We start from the raw sequence: 15182 nt of genomic DNA, 5'->3' as shown, positions 1-15182 counted from the left end.
TGCCGGCGCGCCGGCATCCGCGTTCTCTGGCGAGTCGACGGGTAGAGAGAAAGGGGGCGTCAGGAGTGGCGGTGGGTGCGGTAGTAGGCGAGGAGAGCCTGGGTCGAGGCATCCTGCGCGGCGACCGCGTCGGCGTCGCCCTCGATCGCGGGCGCGATCTGCAGGGCGAGCTGCTTGCCGAGCTCGACGCCCCACTGGTCGAACGAGTTGATGCCCCAGATCGTGCCCTGCGTGAACGTGATGTGCTCATAGAGCGCGATGAGCTCGCCGAGCACCTTGGGCGTCAGCGCGGGCGCGAAGATCGACGTCGTCGGACGGTTGCCCGCGAACGTGCGTGCGGCGACGAGCGCTCCGGTCGTGCCCTCGGCCTCGACCTCCTCGGCGGTCTTGCCGAAGGCGAGCGCCTTCGTCTGGGCCAGGAAGTTCGCCAGGAACAGTCCGTGCACGTCGCGCCCGCCGTCGGTGAGCGGATGGGCCGGGTTGACGAAGGCGATGAAGTCGGCGGGGATCAGCCGCGTGCCCTGGTGGATGAGCTGGTAGAACGCGTGCTGGCCGTTGGTGCCGGGCTCGCCCCAGAAGACCTCGCCGGTGTCGGAGGTGACGGGGGTGCCGTCCCAGCGGACCGACTTGCCGTTCGACTCCATCGTGAGCTGCTGCAGGTAGGCCGCGAAGCGGTGCAGCTGCTGTGCGTAGGGCAGCACGGCGTGCGTCTGGGCGCCGAGGAAGTTGGTGTACCAGACGTTGAGCAGGCCCATGAGAACGGGCACGTTCTTCTCGAGCGGGGTGGATGCGACGTGCTCGTCGACCGCGTGGAAGCCGGCGAGCAGCTCGCGGAACGCGTCGGGGCCGAGCTCGATCACGAGCGACAGGCCGATCGCCGAGTCGACGGAGTAGCGGCCGCCGACCCAGTCCCAGAATCCGAACGCGTTGGCCGGGTCGATGCCGAAGGCCTCGACCTTCTCGAGCGCGGTCGAGACGGCGACGAAGTGGTGCGCGACGGCATCCGTCTTCTGCGCCTCGCTGTCGTCGATCGCACCGGCCTCCTGCAGCCCGGCCCACAGCCAGTCGCGGGCGAGGCGCGCGTTGGTGAGGGTCTCGAGGGTCGTGAAGGTCTTCGACGCGACGATGAACAGCGTCGTCTCGGGGTCGAGGTCGGCGGTCTTGTTCGCGATGTCGAACGGGTCGATGTTCGACACGAACCGTGCCTGGATACCGGCCGTGGCATAGGGGCGGAGGGCCTCGGAGATCATGACCGGCCCGAGGTCGGAGCCGCCGATGCCGATGTTGACGACGTGGGTCACCTTCTTGCCGGTGATGCCGGTCCATTCGCCGGAGCGAACCCGATCGGCGAACGCCGACATCTTCTCGAGCACGGCCTGCACGTCGGCGTCGATGTCCTGCCCGTCGACGACGAGCTCTGGTGAGGCGTCCGCGGGTCGTCGCAGCGCCGTGTGGAGCACGGCGCGGTCTTCGCTGGTGTTGATGTGCTCGCCCGAGACCATGGCGGCGTAGCGCTCGGCGACGCCGGTCTGCTCGGCCAGGCGCACGAGGGCGGCGACGATCTCGTCGGTGACGAGGTTCTTCGACAGGTCGACGTGCAGGTCGGCCAGCGGCAGGCTCAGACGCTCGACGCGTCCGGGGTCGCTGTCGAACCAGCCGCGGAGGTCGGGGGTGAAGCCGTTCTTCAGCGACTCGAGGTCGTTCCAGGCGGCGGTGGTGGTGGCATCGATGGGAGCAGCGGTCACGCTCTCACGGTAGCCGCGCCGCCGTGTCCGCGTCCACGCGGCGCGGCGGGAGAACTCTCGACCACGCGCCCGTCGACGAGCCGGCAGACGGCGTCGACCTCGCCGAGCTCGGCCAGATCGTGCGTGACGGCGACGACGGCCGTGCCCGTGCGCGCCACGGCGGCCAGAGCGGATGCCACGGCGTCGCGGGATGCCGCATCCAGTCCGCTCATCGGTTCGTCGAGCAGCAGCAGGTCGGCGTCCTGGGCGAGAGCCTGCGCGATGTGCGCGCGCTGGCGCTGGCCGCCCGAGAGCAGTCCGAGCGGCCGCCGGGCCAGCGGGGTGAGCCCGACGGTCTCGATCGCCTCGGCGACGCGTGCGCGGTCGTGGCGGCGCAGTGGCAGGAACGGTCCGCGCTCGCGCCAGCGCCCCATCGCGACCAGGTCGGCCACGGTCAGCGGCAGGCGGGCGCCGTCGTTCGAGGTCTGCGGCACGAGACCGACGCGGATGCCGGGGTCCCGGCGCACCGTTCCCGAGGTGGGGGCGAGGAGTCCGGCCGCGATGGCGATGAGCGTCGACTTCCCCGAGCCGTTGGCCCCCACGATCGCGAGGAGCTCACCGCCCATCAGATCGAGATCCACCCCGCGGAGGGCGAGGTGTCCGTCGAAGGCGACGGTCACCTCACGCAGGGCGACGACCGGGCCGCGGGCGACGGGAGCGGGGCTGAAGCTGGGCATCGACTCAGTATTGCAAATGAAAACGGTTCTCACGTTCATGTAAGGTCGTCGACCGTGTCCCTCCTCTTCGACCCCTTCGCCGTCACGTTCGTCCAGCGCGCGCTGCTCGGCGGCACGCTCGTCGCGGTCGTCTGCGGCATCGTCGGTACGTGGGTCGTGCTGCGCGGAATGGCGTTCCTCGGCGAGGCGATGGCGCACGGCATGCTCCCCGGGGTGGCCGTCGCCACCCTCACGGGCTTCCCGCCGATGGCCGGCGCCGCCGTCAGCGCAGCGGCGATGTCGCTGGGTGTCGGCGCGTTGCAGCGGCGCGGCCGTCTTTCCGCCGGCACGAGCATCGGCCTGTTGTTCGTCGCGAGCCTCTCGCTCGGAATCATCGTCATCTCGGCCTCGCGCAGCTTCGCAACCGATGCCTCCGCGATCCTCTTCGGCGACATCCTCGCCATCGGGTCGGCTGATCTCGTCGCCCTCGCGGCCGCCCTCGCCGTCACCGTCGCCGTCGCGGCGCTCGGGCACCGGTCATTCGTCGCGCTGACCGTCGACCCGCGTCAGGCGCAGCTGCTCGGTCTCCGGCCCCGTGCCGCCCACATCGTCCTCGTCGGGCTCGTCACGCTCGCAGTGGTCTCGGCCTACCAGGCGGTCGGCTCTCTCCTGGTGGTGGGCATGCTCCTCGGGCCCGCCGTCGCGGCCGGCCAGTGGACCCGGCGCATCGTCCCCACGATGATGCTCGCCGCTGTCATCGGCACCCTGTCCGTCGCCGTCGGCCTCCTCGTCTCGTGGCACGCCGCCACCGCCGCCGGGGCCACCGTCGCCTTCACCGCGATCTGCTCGGGGGCCATCTCGACCGGCATCCGCGCCCTCATCCGCATTCCGACCCGCCCGGACGGACGCCGCGCGCCGGTATCCGTCATCCCGAACACCCCGGAAAGGACCGCATGAGAACTCGTGCACCTCTCTCGCTCATCGCTCTCACGGCCGGTGCAGCCCTCCTCGCCGGCTGCCAGGCCACTCCCTCGGACTCGGCCGCCGAGACTCCCGACGCCGATGCCACAGCACTCGGCGACGGGCACGGCGCCATCGCCGGAGCGCGCGAGCTCGCCGAGCCCGCGCTGCACCTCACCAGCATCGGAACCGACGGTGCCGTGCACCACCTCGACCTGATCGACGAGCAGTCCGAGCTCCTCGGCGAGATCGCTCCCGCCGACACCCTCGACAGCGAGGGACGCTTCCTCTTCGCGGGCCGTGAGGGCGAGGTGTCGATCATCGACAGCGGCGTGTGGACCTGGAACCACATCGACCACTTCCACTACTACGAGGCTCCGTCCCGCATCCTCGGCGAGCTCGAGGGCTCCGGCGCACCGCGAACCGTGACGAGCGACCTCGGGGTCGGCGTCTACTTCGACGGCGGCGACCACGGCGACGACCGCAGCGGCGAGGCCGTGCTGCTCGACTTCGACGCGCTGAAGAAGGGCGACATCGTCGAGAGCTTCCGCCTCGACCTCGATGCCCCCGGCTCCCTCGTCGCGCCGATCCCCGGGGGAGCGCTTATCGCCGATGCGCGCGCGGGCGAGATCCGCCGTGTCGACGCCTCGGGGACGGAACTTGACACCACGCCCTGCACCGAGCCGGCCGGGTCCATCACGACCAATGTGGGCGTCGTCGTCGGCTGCGCCGACGGTGCCGTGCTCGCCGTCTCGGATGCCGCGGGAACGACTCTCGAGCGCGTCCCGTATCCCGAGGGCGGGCCGAGCCGCGCCCTGTCGTTCGCCAACCGCGAGGGCCGGCCCACCGTGGCCGGTCGAACCGAGTCGTCGGCGTTCTGGCTGCTCGACACCCGCGAGCGGTCGTGGACGGCACACGACGCCGGCGAGCCCATCGTCCGCGTGACGGCGGTCGACGACGTCGACGACACCGTGGTCGCACTCGCCGCCGACGGCTCGGTGATCGTCATCTCCGGTGCCACGGGAGGGCAGCTCTCGCGCACGGAACCGCTGGTGGCGGCGTCCGTCGCCGACCCCGCGCTCATGGCAGGCGTCGACCTCGTCGCGGATCAGCGTCGCACCTACCTCAACGGGCCGGCGGAGCGAACGCTGTTCGAGCTCGATCCCGCTGACGGCGGCCGGGTGGCCCGGAGTTTCCCGACCGAGCATGCGCCCGCTCTCTTCGCGGAGACGGGCCGATGAAGCGGGTCGCGCTGGCTCTCGGCCTCTTCCTCGCCGGAGCGGTCTCGCTCGCCGGCTGCTCGGCGGGCGGAAGCGACCGCCCGACCGTCGTCGTGACGACCAACATCCTGGGCGACATCGTGCAGAATCTCGCCGGCGACGAACTCGACGTCGTCACCTTCATGCCGCGAGACGCCGATCCGCACTCGTTCGAGCTCTCGGCCCAGGACGCGGCGGCGATGCGCAGCGCAGACCTCGTCGTCTCGAACGGTCTCGGGCTCGAAGAGGGCGTGCAGCACCACGTCGACGCATCTGCCGCCGACGGCGTGGCTCAGTTCGTCGCGGGTGACCACGTCGAGACCCTCGGGTACCTCGACTCCGACGCCGTCGACCCGCACTTCTGGACCGATCCGACCCAGACCGCCCGTGTCGTCGACGCACTCGCCCCGGTCCTCGCCGACCTCGCCGGTGACGGCGGACGGAACGTGACGGATGCCGCCGACGAATACGCCGCGGAACTGGAGACGGTCGACGCCGAGATGGCCGCCGGCCTGGAGGCCATCCCCGCCGAGCACCGGGCCCTCGTCACCAACCATCACGTGTTCGGCTACCTCGCGCGCCGTTACGACGTGCGTATCCTCGGCGCGGCCGTCCCGGGCGGGACGACCCTCGCGGCCCCCAGCGCCTCCGACCTGCGGGAGCTCGTCGATGCGATCGATACGGCCGGCGTCCGCACCATCTTCGCCGACTCGTCGCAGCCGGACCGGCTCATGCGCGTCCTCGCCGACGAGGCGGGGCGCGACGTGTCCGTCGTGCCGCTGCTGACCGAGTCGCTCGCCCCGGAGGGGCAACCCGGAGACACCTACCTCGACATGATGCGCCAGAACCTCCAGCGCATCACCGACGGCCTCACCCGATGAGGCATTTCCCTGGAAAGGAAACCCACCCCATGAAGAGAACCCTGCAGTTCGGCGCCCTCGCCGGCGCCGCAGCCCTGGTGCTGGCGGGATGCTCGTCCTCGCCCGCCGCGACGTCCAGCCCGTCGGGCGACGCGTCGGCCGAGGCGTCCGCGCCCGCCGGTCCGCGCGTCGCGCTCGGCTACGAGGGCGGCGTGCTCGTCCTCGGCGGCGAGGAGCTCGAGGTGATCGGAGACTTCGACTCCGAGGACTTCATCCGGCTCAACTCGGCCGGTGACGGCCGTCACGTCATGGTCACCACGTCGGAGGGCTTCCAGCTGCTCGACGTTCAGCAGCCTGAGCTCACCGACCTCGTCGTCCCGGCGGCCGCCGCCGGACACGTCGTCGTCCACGGCGGCAAGACCGTGCTCTACGACGACGCGACGAGCGACACGACGATCTTCGACACCGCCGACCTCGCACAGCTCGACGGCAAGCTGCCCGACGCCGAGGTGATCCCCGGCGTCGAAGCGCACCACGGCGTCTCGGTCGAGCTCGAGGACGGCACACTGCTGACCACCGTCGGCGGAGAGGCCGGGCGCACCGGCATCCGCGTGCTCGATGCGGACGGCGCCGAGGTCGCGTCCAACGCCGACTGCCCGGGCGTCCACGGTGAGGGCACCGCCGAAGGCGAGCGCGTCGTGTTCGGCTGCGAGAACGGCGCGATCATCTACGACGGCGGCGAGATCACCAAGGTCACCTCGCCCGACTCCTACGGCCGCATCGGCAACGCCTTCGTCGCCGAGGACAGCCCGCTCGTCGTCATGGACTACAAGGACGACCCCGACGCCGAGGGCTACCTGCTGCGCAACATCGCCCTCGTCGACACCGAGGCGAAGTCGCTGACCAAGGTCGCGCTGCCCGCCGGCGTCGAGTACACCTTCCGCGGCATCGCGCGCGGGCCGGCCGGCGAGGCCGTGCTGATCGGCACCGACGGATCGCTGCACTGGATCGATCCCGCCACGGGGGGCATCACGAAGTCCCTGCCCGTGGTCGACCCGTGGGAGGGTCCGGCCGAGTGGCAGGCTCCGCACCCGGCCGTCAAGGTCGCGGGCGACATCGCCTACGTCACCGACCCGGCGGACAGCGAACTCGTCGCCGTCGACCTCACGACGGGCGAGATCGCGCAGACCGTGAAGCTGCCGCACGTTCCCAACGAGATCGCCGCCGTCTCCTGACGCGCCGCGCCGCCGCATCCGCTCCGGTCACCGGGGCGGATGCGGCGGACGTCCGACGCCGCCGTTAGCCTGGCGTCGTGCCGGCCGTCTCGACCTCGCAGCGCACGTATCGCTACCTGCGCCTGACCCTCGCGGGCGCGCCGGTGGCCATCACGCTCGCGGTGCTCTTCGCGATCCCCGACGTGGGAGTGCTCCCCAGCGTCAGCCACTACTTCTACAGCTCCGCCCGCACCGTCTTCTCCGCCGCCCTGGTCGCGGCAGCGGCCTGTCTGCTCGCCCTCTCCGGGCGGGGGCCGCAGCGGGTGCTGCTGGATGTCGCGGCGCTCCTCGCTCCGCTCATCGCCATCATCCCCACGCCGATCTCGGCCGGCGAGGTGCTCGGCATCGTCGTCGACTGCGCCGCCCCGTGCGTCCCCGCCGGGTTCACGGATGACCTCGACAACGCTCTGGCGACCTATCTCGTGATCGGCGCCGTCGTGCTCGCGATCGGCCTCGTGCTGGGGCGACGCGGCTACGTCGCCCTCCGCGACGCGGGGCCGACCCTCGCCCTCGCGGCGGCGGTGCTGGCGGGCGTCGCCCTCGTGTGGGCGCTCGTGCCGCAGCTGCTCGTCCGCTACGGTCACGCCGTCGCGGCGTTCGGATTCTTCATCATCATCGCCCTCGTCGCGCTGGCCGAGGCGCTTCGGCCCTCCGACGCGCATCCACCTGCGAAGCGGATGCGGATCGGCTACGTCGTCGTGGCGATCGCGCTCCTGCTCGACCTCGCCACCACTGTCGTGTCGGCGGTGCTGTTCGACCTTCCCGTCGTGCTGGCGGGAGAGCTCGTCGCCCTGGCGCTGTTCCTGGTGTTCTGGATGATGCAGACCGCCCAGAAGTGGTCGCTCGCCGACCCCGCGCTGCGAGCCTGACGGGCGACCCGGGATCCGCTCTTCTCCGTGTCGGCGACCGGGTCTACTGTTCGTCCCATGACCGCCCCGCTCAGCGCCGTGGAGACCTCGCGCATGCGCGCGTTCCACCAGGTGCTCGGCAACACCCTGCTCGCGAACGTGACCTCGAGCTTCCTCTGGTTCGCCTTGACGTTCTGGGCGTACCTCGCGACGCAGAACGTGCTGGCGACCAGCATCATCGGTGGGTCGTACATGCTGCTCGTCGCCGTGTTCGGGGTGGTCTTCGGGGCCCTCGTCGACCACATGAAGAAGAAGGCGGTGATGGTGCTCTCGAGCCTCATCACCCTGTCGACCTATCTCGGCGCCGGCGCGATCTACCTGCTGTTCCCGGAGTCGGTGCTCGTCGATTGGGGCGGGCCGTGGTTCTGGGTCTTCGCGGGGTCGATCCTCGTGGGGGGAGTGGTCGAGAACCTGCGCAACATCGCGCTGTCGACCACCGTCACCCTGCTCGTGCCGAGCGACCGCCGCGACCGGGCGAATGGCCTGGTCGGAACGGTGCAGGGCGTGGCGTTCATCGTCACGAGCGTCTTCTCGGGTCTCTCGATCGGCCTCCTCGGAATGGGCTGGACCGTCGTGATCGCGGTCGTCGCGACCGCGTCCGCCCTCGCCCACCTGACCTTCGTCTCGATCCCCGAGCGCGGCGTCACCGCGGCGAACGAGGCCGTGACGCCGGCCTTCACGTTCCGCGGTGTCCTCCCGGCGATCCGGTCGGTGCCCGGGCTGCTGGCTCTGATCCTGTTCACGACCCTCAACAACCTCGTCGGCGGGGTGTTCATGGCGCTCATGGATCCGTACGGGCTGACGCTTTTCACGGTCGAGGCGTGGGGCATCGTGCTCGCGGTCACCGGCACCGGATTCATCCTCGGCGGCGCGCTCGTGGCCGCTCGCGGCCTCGGACGCAATCCCGTGCGCACGCTGCTTCTCGTCAACGTCGGCGTCGCCGTGCTCGGCATGACGTTCGCGATCCGCGAGTGGTGGTGGCTGTACGCCCTCGGGATCTTCGTCTTCATGATGCTCATGCCCGTCGCCGAGGCCGCCGAGCAGACCGTCATCCAGCGCGTCGTGCCGTTCCACACCCAGGGCCGCGTCTTCGGGTTCGCGGCGTCGGTCGAGTCGGCGGCGTCTCCGATCTCGGCGTACCTGATCGGACCGCTCGCGCAGTTCGGCCTCATCCCCTTCATGCGCAGCGACGCCGGACAACGCAGCTTCGGCTGGCTGCTCGGTGGCGGTGAGGCTCGCGGCATCGCCCTGGCCTTCGTCGCTGCGAGCGCCCTGATGCTCCTCATCGTCATCCTCGCGTTCGCCTCACCGCAGTACCGGCGCCTGAGTCGGGCGTACGCCGACGCGCCGCCGCCCGATCCCGCGGACGCGACGGTGGTCCCGGTCGCAGGCGCGGTCAGGCAGCCCGACGCGGCGCCCTGAGCCCGAGCACCGCGAGCAGACCGGCGACCGCGACCATCGCGAGGGTGCATCCGGCGACGCCGGGCCACCCGAGATCGTGGAAGGCGTATCCCAGGAGCCAGCCGAACAGGCTCGAGCCGCCGTAGTAGCCGAGGTAGTACAGCGATGCGGCCTGAGCTCTCGTCTGCGATGCGGCCGCAGCGGGAGCCCAGCCCGAGGCGATCGCGTGAGCGCCGAAGAAGCCGGCGGTCAGGACCAGCAGCCCCACGAGCACCGCGATCACGTGGGGCACGGCCGTCACGATGATGCCGATCGCCATGACCGCCAGTGCGGCCAACAGCACCGGCAGCCGGCCGTGCCGCCCCGCGAGCGATCCGGCCCACGGCGAGGCGACGGTCCCGGCGAGGTAGGCGAGGAAGAGGAAGCTCACGACCCACAGCGGCAGCGAGTACGGCGGTGCCACCAGGTGGAACCCGAGGTAGTTGTACACCGCGACGAAGCCGCCCATGAGCAGGAACCCCTGCGCGTAGAGGGCCAACTGGCGGCGGTCGCGCAGGTTCGTCACGAGCCGGGCGACCAGCGCCGGGCCCGAGGCGCCGGTCCGCCGCTGCGGCGCGAAGCCCTGTGCCGGCGGCGTCAGCCAGAGGAAGAGCGCCGCCGACGCGGCGCACACCGCTGCGACCGCGAAGACCCCGCCGCGCCACAGGCCGACGTCGCCGAATGGCCCTGCGACGAGCCGCCCGAGCAGCCCGCCGATCGTGGTGCCGGCGATGTAGCTGCCCGCCGCCGTCGCGGTGTGGGCCGCGTCGACCTCTTCCGACAGGTACGCCAGCGCGATGGCGGGCACGGCGCCGAGCGCCGCGCCTTCGAGCAGCCGGGCGCCGAGCAGTAGCGGCAGGGTGGGGGCGAGGGGGGCGAGCAGGCCGAGCACCGTCGCGGCGATGACCCCGATCGCCATCGCGGGCACGCGGCCGATGCGGTCGGCCACGACCGACCAGGGGATGACGCTGACGGCGAGACCGAGCGTCGAGACCGAGACCGCGAGGGCTGCCGTCGCCGGCTCGACCCCGAACTCCGAGCCGATGAAGGGGAGCACGGCCTGCGGCGAGTACAGCTGGGCGAAGGTCGCCACGCCTGCGAAGAACAGCCCGGCGATGAGCCGGCGGTAGGCGGGCGAGCCGGGGAGATGACCGGTGAACGCACGCACTCGGCCAGCCTACGACTGCCGCGATCGCCCGCCGGACGTGAGAAGGGCCGGCCGACTCAGAATCGTCGACCGGCCCTGTCATCCCTTGCACCAGAGATCACACCGCGCAGTCGGGGGAACTGCGTGCCTCGAATTTATAACGGCCAGATAACGGGATGCAACGGGTGAGCGGTTCTCATCAGCGGTGCATAGGGATCGTTCAGAATCGCCCGTCGGACCTCAGCGTCCCTCGCGCAGGACGACCGAGCCCGCCGACACCCGGACCTCGACGCGGTTGCGCGATGACGGGTCCTCGGTGAGGCCGTTGACGACCGAGCCCGCCTCCTGCGTCGCGCTGACGGCGTAGCCGCCGCGGGGGAGGGTCAGGTCGGCGCCGCCGGCCTCGGCGGTGATCGTCACCGACGTCGGCGCGGTGCCCGACAGCGTTCCCGACAGCCGGCCGGCGCTGACGTCGACGGTCGCCTCGCGGACACCGTCGAGGTCGACCGACACGCGTCCGGCGGACACCCGCGCGTCGAGACTCGTCGCGGAGCCGGCCGCATCGACCGATCCGGCGTCGGCTCGCAGCGCGAGCGCGCCGAACTCGCCGTCTGCACGCAGCGCTCCCGCCCCGACGCTCAGCTGGGCGTCGAGCCCGGCGAGGCTTGCGGGCAGGACGAGGGTCGCCCGCGACGATCCGCCCCACAGGCGCCATCCGCTCCACCAGTCGCGGTCGGAGTCGACCACGAGGCGGTCGCCCTCGCGGGCGAGCTCCCACGCCTCGGCGCCTCCCGTGCCGGTCACGGTGAGCGTCGCTTCGTCGACGTCGCCGAAGGAGACCTCGACATCGGCTGCTGCGGCATCCATCTCGAGCAGGTTCACGCCCGCGGTCGGTGCGGAGATCGTCGAGGTCGCCGCACCACCGCTGACGATGGTCGACACGACACCCGTGCCCGCGGTGAACAGGACGAGGGCTGCTCCCGCGGCGATCGTGAGTCCCGCGATCACCCGGGCGGATGACGACGGTCCCCGGGACGGTGCCGGCCCGGCCGGCGGCATGTCGCCCGTGACCGGCGGCTCGACCGGAGGTTGCGGCGGAGTGGCGGGAGGCGGGGTCAGGGTCGAGCTCATCGGACTGTTCCGTTCTGCGGCTGCGAGCCGCCGTGTTCGAGGTGGACGAGCGCGGCGAGCACGCGACGGTTGCCGTGCTCGTCCTGCTCGAGATCGAGCTTCTGGAAAAGGGAGGTGATGTACTTCTCGACGCTCGCCTCGCTCAGGAACATCGCCCCGGCGATGGCCTGGTTGCTGCGGCCTTCGGCGATGAGGGCGAGCACCGTCCGCTCGCGTTCGGTGAGCCGCGACATCCGCTCGTCGCGTGAACGGCGCGTCAGAAGCTGCGCGACCACCTCGGGGTCGAGCACCGTGGCTCCCGACCCGATGCGCTCGATCGTCGCGAGGAACTCGCCGACGTCGGCCACACGGTCCTTCAGGAGGTAGCCCAGGGCTGCTCCCTGCGAGGTGATGAGCTCGCTCGCGTAGCGCTCCTCGACGTACTGGCTCAGCACGAGGATCGGCAGCCGCGGGTTCTCGGCGCGCAGCGCGAGGGCCGCGCGGATGCCCTCGTCGGTGAACGTGGGCGGCAGCCGGACGTCGAGGATGCAGAGGTCGGGACTGGTCTCGGTCACGGCGGCCGAGATGCCGTCGGCGTCGGGGAGGGCGGCGGCGACCTCGTGGCCCGCGTCGGCCAGCAGCCGCACCAGCCCCTCGCGCAGCAGCGTGGAGTCCTCGCAGATCAGGATGCGCACGGGACGCTCACCTCCAGAGCGGTCGGTCCGCCGGCCGGACTGTCGAGACGCGTCGTGCCGCCCGCCGCCGTGATGCGGTTGATGATTCCGTCGAGCCCGCCTCCGGGGATGACCCGGGCGCCTCCGACGCCGTTGTCCTCGACGCGCGCCCAGAGCGTGTGGTCGTCGCGATGGCGGACCACCACGCGGCATTCCCCGGCCCGCGAGTGCTTGGCGGCGTTGGTGAGCGATTCCGCGATGGCGAAGTACACGGCCGCCTCGGCGGTACGGCTGCAGCGCTGATCGACTCGCACATCGAGGCTGACGGGGACGTGCGAGCGGGCGGCGAGCGCCGACAGCGCCGCGTCGAGCCCCCGGTCGTCGAGCACCGAGGCATGGATGCCGCGGGCGAGCTGACGCAGCTCGGTGATGGCCGCCTTCGTCGACGTGTGCGCCTCGGCGAGCAGCTCCTTCGCGGCAGCCGGATCGTCGTCGATCTTCTGCTGAGCCAGTCCCAGCGTCATGCCGACCGAGACCAGACGGGGCTGGACGCCGTCGTGCAGGTCGCGCTCGATGCGGGTGCGCTCGAGCTCTCCGGCACGGACCGCACCCTCGCGCTGGACGCCCGCAGTGCGTGCTGCTTCGACGAGCTGGGCCTCGCGAGAGGGGACGAGGATCGATGTGGCGAGGATGCGGTGCAGGAGAGCGATGCCCACGAGCACGGCTGCCGGCACGATCACCATCAGCACGCCGGCCACGACGGCGCCCTCGAGCGGCACGGTGATCCAGGTCGACCCGATCGTGACGTCGCTGGTGGCGTACAGCGGCGCGAAGAGAAGGGCGACGCCCGACGCGAGCAGGCTCGCCAGGCTCAGCACGATGAGACCCAGCACGGTCGAGATCGCCGCGTGAGCGACCCCGCGCCACATCCGGCCGTCGGTGAACTGCAGCCAGACCGTGCGCAGCCAGCCGCCGAACCCGGGCCGTCCGCTGCTGCGCGCCGACAGCGGGGGCAGCCCCCATCCGTAGAGGCCGTCGACACGCGCGTACTCGAGCCAGCCGGTCAGCCAGAGCGCGTAGACGAAGCCGACGAGGATCGGCAGGCCGAGGCCGAGCGCCGGAGTGAGGCCGATGCCGACCGCCATGAGCGTCAGGATGACGGTGAATGCGGCGGTGCCCGCGAAGCCGAGGGCGGCGAGCTGGGCGAGCGCGCCGAGCGGGCGCGCCCACGTCAGGGCGCGGGATGGAGGGGTGGTGCTGGCGACGGCTGTGGTCATGGCTCCACGCTAGGACCGCGGCCCGGTGCCGCGCAGGCGAGCGGTCCGGAGACCCGCGTTCGGGTTATCCCCCGGGAGGGCGCGGCCGCACCGGCTGGTCGCGTCGGAGAGGATGGGGGAGTGACCTCTCCCGACATCCGCCTGATCGCCGTCGACATGGACGGCACGCTCCTCGACGCGGACGGCCGCATCCCGGACGGGCTGTGGCGGCTGCTGCCGCGGCTCCGCGACCGGGGCATCGTCTTCGCTCCCGCGAGCGGGCGGCAGCTCGCGACGCTGCGGCGGCAGTTCGCCGGTGCGCCGGTCGAGCTGGACTACATCGCCGAGAACGGCGCGTACGTCGTGCGCGACGGCGCGGAGGTCAGCTCGGATGCCGTCGACGCGGAGTTCGCGGCATCCGTCGTCCGTCGCATCCGCGGTCTCGACCACCTCGATGTCGGCCTCGTCGTCTGCGGCAAACGGTCGGCGTACATCGAGCGCGCGGACGCCGCCTTCCTCGCCGAGGCCGACACGTACTACGCCGAGCTCGCGATCGTCGACGACCTGACGTCGGTCGACGATGAGATCCTCAAGCTCGCCGTCTACGACTTCGCGCTCGCCGAGGACTCGGTCGCACCGGAGCTGTTCGACCTCCGCGAGAGCCACCAGGTCGTGGTGTCGGGGCAGCACTGGGTCGACATCATGAACCCCGGGGTCAACAAGGGACGGGCGCTGTCGCGGTTGCAGGAGACGCTCGGGATCGGGCCCGAGCACACGATGGCGTTCGGCGACTACCTCAACGACCTCGAGCTGCTCCAGCAGGCCCGCTATTCGTACGCGATGGCCGAGGCCCACCCCGAGATCGCGGCGGTCGCGCGCTACAGCGCCCCCTCGCACACCGAGGCGGGAGTGCTCACCGTGATCGAGGAGTTCCTGGCGCGCTGAGCGGCGCGATCGGTCTGCGCAAGCCCGCGCCGCAGACCGCGGTGACGGCGTAGCGTGTGCGGCATGGTCACGATTCCCACGGTCTCGCTCAACGACGGCTCCGACTTTCCCGAGCTCGGGCTCGGCACCTACAACCTGCGCGGCCCGGAGGGCGTCGACGCCATCGCCGCCGCGATCGACTCCGGCTACCGCCTGCTCGACACGGCGGTGAACTATCAGAACGAGTCGGAGGTCGGCGAGGCCGTGCGCCGCAGCGGCATCCGCGACGAGCTGATCATCACGACGAAGGTGCCGGGACGCGACCACGGCTTCGACGAGACGATCCGCAGCGCCGAGGGGTCGCTCGGCCGGCTGGGCGTCGAGAAGATCGACCTCTACCTCATTCACTGGCCGAACCCCAGCCAGGGGAAGTGGCTCGAGACCTACCGGGCAATGCTGGCGCTGCGCGACGAGGGGCAGGTCGGGTCGGTCGGGGTGTCGAACTTCACCGAGCCGATGCTCGCGCGCCTCATCGAGGAGACCGGAGTGGCCCCAGCGGTCAACCAGGTCGAGATGCATCCCTACTTCCCGCAGGCGGGACTGCGCGCGTTCCATGCCGCCAACGGCATCCGCACCGAGAGCTGGAGCCCCCTGGCACGGCGCAGCGAGCTGCTGAACGAGCAGGTCATCGCCGACATCGCGGCATCCCACGGCGTCACGGGCACCCAGGTCGTGCTGCGCTGGCACACGCAGCTGTCGTCGACCCCGATCCCGAAGTCGGCCGACCCGGTACGCCAGCGCGAGAACGCCGACGTCTTCGACTTCCTGCTGACCGGCGACGAGATCACGGCGATCAGCGCCCTCGAACGCGGCCGGCTCTGGGACGGCGACCCCGACACGCACGAGGAGATGTAGTCCGCGCCGGATAGC

Annotated in this window: 14 protein-coding genes; 8 read left to right on the top strand and 6 right to left on the bottom strand. The window is 71.4% G+C overall.

Features of this window, described 5'->3' with window-relative positions; all coding sequences use genetic code 11:
- Positions 1-59: 59 nt before the first annotated feature.
- Both pgi and aztA read right to left on the bottom strand, forming a co-directional pair.
- Positions 60-1745: a glucose-6-phosphate isomerase gene (pgi, locus tag MTS1_RS05895; protein WP_023952303.1), complete on the bottom strand. Its 1686-nt coding sequence runs from the start codon at positions 1743-1745 to the stop codon at positions 60-62.
- Entirely contained in the window at positions 1742-2461 is a 720-nt protein-coding gene (gene aztA, locus MTS1_RS05890; protein WP_023952301.1) for a zinc ABC transporter ATP-binding protein AztA, read from the bottom strand. The genes pgi and aztA overlap by 4 nt, the downstream gene beginning before the upstream one ends.
- A gap of 54 nt (positions 2462-2515) precedes the next feature.
- Here aztA and aztB point away from each other — a divergent pair, with 54 nt between their 5' ends.
- The 6 genes from aztB (at position 2516) to MTS1_RS05860 (ending at position 9123) form a co-directional block, all read left to right on the top strand.
- A complete protein-coding gene (aztB, locus tag MTS1_RS05885; RefSeq protein ID WP_023952299.1) occupies positions 2516-3397 on the top strand; it encodes a zinc ABC transporter permease AztB in 882 nt (293 codons plus the stop codon).
- Entirely contained in the window at positions 3394-4641 is a 1248-nt protein-coding gene (locus MTS1_RS05880) for a hypothetical protein (protein WP_023952297.1), read from the top strand. The genes aztB and MTS1_RS05880 overlap by 4 nt, the downstream gene beginning before the upstream one ends.
- Entirely contained in the window at positions 4638-5540 is a 903-nt protein-coding gene (locus MTS1_RS05875) for a metal ABC transporter substrate-binding protein (protein ID WP_023952295.1), read from the top strand. The genes MTS1_RS05880 and MTS1_RS05875 overlap by 4 nt, the downstream gene beginning before the upstream one ends.
- 29 nt (positions 5541-5569) lie before the next feature.
- Positions 5570-6754, top strand: coding sequence for a zinc metallochaperone AztD (aztD, locus tag MTS1_RS05870; RefSeq protein WP_023952293.1), 1185 nt, complete (start codon positions 5570-5572; stop codon positions 6752-6754).
- Between the two features lie 77 nt (positions 6755-6831).
- A complete protein-coding gene (locus MTS1_RS16685; RefSeq protein ID WP_023952292.1) occupies positions 6832-7662 on the top strand; it encodes a hypothetical protein in 831 nt (276 codons plus the stop codon).
- A 57-nt stretch (positions 7663-7719) separates the two neighbouring features.
- Positions 7720-9123, top strand: coding sequence for an MFS transporter (locus MTS1_RS05860; protein WP_081731742.1), 1404 nt, complete (start codon positions 7720-7722; stop codon positions 9121-9123).
- Here the strand turns inward: MTS1_RS05860 and MTS1_RS05855 are convergent.
- From MTS1_RS05855 to MTS1_RS05840, 4 genes are all read right to left on the bottom strand, one after another.
- Positions 9098-10309 (bottom strand): MFS transporter, encoded by a 1212-nt coding sequence (locus MTS1_RS05855; protein ID WP_023952290.1) that lies wholly within the window; start codon positions 10307-10309, stop codon positions 9098-9100. The two genes, MTS1_RS05860 and MTS1_RS05855, sit on opposite strands and share 26 nt — an antisense overlap.
- A 219-nt stretch (positions 10310-10528) precedes the next feature.
- Positions 10529-11419, bottom strand: coding sequence for a hypothetical protein (locus MTS1_RS05850; RefSeq protein ID WP_023952289.1), 891 nt, complete (start codon positions 11417-11419; stop codon positions 10529-10531).
- Positions 11416-12093 carry a response regulator transcription factor gene (locus tag MTS1_RS05845; RefSeq protein ID WP_023952288.1) on the bottom strand — a complete coding sequence of 226 codons (678 nt, stop codon included), beginning with the start codon at positions 12091-12093 and terminating at the stop codon, positions 11416-11418. Before MTS1_RS05845 ends, MTS1_RS05850 begins: the two co-directional genes overlap by 4 nt.
- Positions 12081-13349 (bottom strand): sensor histidine kinase, encoded by a 1269-nt coding sequence (locus MTS1_RS05840; RefSeq protein WP_023952287.1) that lies wholly within the window; start codon positions 13347-13349, stop codon positions 12081-12083. The genes MTS1_RS05845 and MTS1_RS05840 overlap by 13 nt, the downstream gene beginning before the upstream one ends.
- A 120-nt stretch (positions 13350-13469) precedes the next feature.
- On the opposite strand from MTS1_RS05840, the gene MTS1_RS05835 reads away from it, so the two are divergent.
- Positions 13470-14273, top strand: a complete 804-nt coding sequence (locus MTS1_RS05835; RefSeq protein ID WP_023952285.1) for a Cof-type HAD-IIB family hydrolase — start codon at positions 13470-13472, stop codon at positions 14271-14273.
- A gap of 63 nt (positions 14274-14336) precedes the next feature.
- A complete protein-coding gene (locus MTS1_RS05830; protein ID WP_036304662.1) occupies positions 14337-15167 on the top strand; it encodes an aldo/keto reductase in 831 nt (276 codons plus the stop codon).
- The last annotated feature ends 15 nt before the right edge of the window (positions 15168-15182 follow it).

The organism is Microbacterium sp. TS-1 (assembly GCF_000509385.1).
Lineage (GTDB): Bacteria > Actinomycetota > Actinomycetes > Actinomycetales > Microbacteriaceae > Microbacterium > Microbacterium arborescens.
Note: the sequence above shows the minus strand (reverse complement) of the source record. Positions and strands in the feature narration are given on the sequence as shown.